This is a genomic window from Butyrivibrio sp., assembly GCF_024699075.1.
This window is the reverse complement of sequence record NZ_JAILQF010000049.1, coordinates 1-2,111: the sequence shown is the minus strand read 5'-3', so window position 1 is coordinate 2,111 and position 2,111 is coordinate 1. Positions and strand designations below refer to the sequence as shown.

At 39.6% G+C, this 2,111-nt stretch carries 1 protein-coding gene; it reads left to right on the top strand.

Going from position 1 to position 2,111, the window contains the following annotated elements; genetic code table 11:
- Positions 1 to 81 precede the first annotated feature (81 nt).
- A partial coding sequence (locus K6G87_RS01670; RefSeq protein WP_296833018.1) for a hypothetical protein occupies positions 82 to 2,111 on the top strand: 2,030 nt, incomplete at its 3' end.

The following is a 2,111-nucleotide window of genomic DNA, read 5'->3' as shown; positions in this document are numbered from 1 at the left end:
TAGAAAAAAGCGTAAGAGGGAGCAACGACTGAGATATTATCGACCTTGGTATATTATATAGAAGTGTAGGAGTACAGTGGTATGGCAAAATTGAAGTCCAGGGACTTTTATCCTGATTTTCATGTGAATATCAGAAAAGATGGAAGAGTAAACGGTGTAGAACCGATTACTCTTAAAGACATGGGCTTGCCGTATGATCTTGACTATCCTGAACAACCGGTAGGTGAGTTGTCGAATGAGTTATATGAGAATCTAGTTGAGGAATTTATTTTTCTGATAGATGAACTGCTCCCAAGGGATATTCAGGATCTTTTTTACAAGGCCACGCTTGCGCCAAGACGAGCGTATTGGAAGTTGTTTGAGGAAGCTGCCAGAAGGATGCAGATCCCATATTATCTCAACTGCCACCGTGATGATGCAAATGGAGTATATGAAAATATTCGTGCCGGTATTGAGTGTTTTCTTCAAGAAGGAAGAACGCTTGCGGACATTTATTTAAATACGTGCATTACTAAGGAAATGCTTCTTGATGTTGTTGCTTGGTCTGGCGGAACTCAGAGCATACTTGATGAGAATGTAAAAAAGCTCTTTCATATAGAACTCTCATTGTTTAGGTCATCAAAGTATAACTACAAGAGATTTGTTGAACTTCCGGGATGTGTGGTGCCTGCAGATTTGGTTTTGTTTGGAAAAGAACAGAATCCTGAACTTGTTGTTATGGTTTATGATTCTGAATCGGAATATTCAGGATTTTTGGATGATGATGCTGAATTATACGCAGAAATGCGGGAAGAGTATCAGGAAGAACAGAAGAAAATTGGACAAGTTGAACAGTATTGTGAGCAGCATGGAATCAGCTTTTTAAAAATTGGACAGTATGAAGCTGAAGATTTTTATGATGATGGAGACCTTGGGAAAATTATAAGGCAGGCGATTAATAATCCTACGTTTGCAAAGGAATTTGTCCATCGGAATGATACGAGTGAGGATATAGAGGAATTTGATAATATGGGGAATGAAGGAAGACTCTCGGAAGAGTACCTATTCCAAGGAAAACTGAAGAAGATACGTATTGACTCCAATAACGTTTGCTACGGTCCATGTCCGTTGCCGGATGAAGAGACGGAACAACACCTTACTATTACTGCGGATGGCAGTGTTTTGCTTACAAGATTATCTTTTGATAGTGGTCAGATAGAAATGACAAACTTTAAGATAGACGTTGGAGTTGTCAACAATCTGTTTGATGTGTTAGAAAATAGATTTTCGCAGGAACATGAGCTTTACTGCGTGACTGATGTGGGTTCCTGGGAAATGATTTTAACAAACGAAGAAGGTAAGGAGTTTCAATACAACGGGCCTTTAATTGAAAATGCTGGAGATAGAGTTGAGGGCCTTTCGGATATGATTAGATCCGCTACTGGCAGAGACGATTTATTCGTATTTGATGGTTGTCCTGAAAAGATTGATTATCTAAAACTTGAGTACAACCGTGAGACCAAGATTAAGCCGAAGGTCTTGCCGGAAGATGCGAAATATGAGTTTGTGACCTGGAATTATGCTGAAGTTTTGACAATAGACAGGGCTACGGAGACGCTGACGAATCATATTCAATTTGCTGAGCAGTGTTCTGTTACAAATACTTATCATGTAGAGGAAGGTATCAGCAGCCTTCTGGATGAATTATGGCCAGAGATGTTTGATGATGTTACAGGCAATCCGCCTGATGCCATTGATGATCCAATGAATCAATGCAACTATAGGATAACTGTTCGCACACAGCATGGAACCGAAAAGACGATAGAGGGTTCTTTTGATAAACTTGGGCTGCCTGACGAGTATCCGGAGTTTATAGAAAAGATTTATGATTTTATGGCTTTCTATGGAATTGGAGAGCTTTTTAACGAAGCGTCTTATGGTAAGGCAAAGCGCACATCATCAGATTATATATTCTGTGATGTAGAGTTTGAGCCGGGAGGTAAGACCTACTGCTATTTGACAGATGATGATTCTTACGAAGTTGGGGATACTGTTCTTGTTCCTGCGGGACATGATAACCATGAAGCTTTGGTAAGGATTGTAGATAAAAACTATTATTCTTCTGAAGAAGC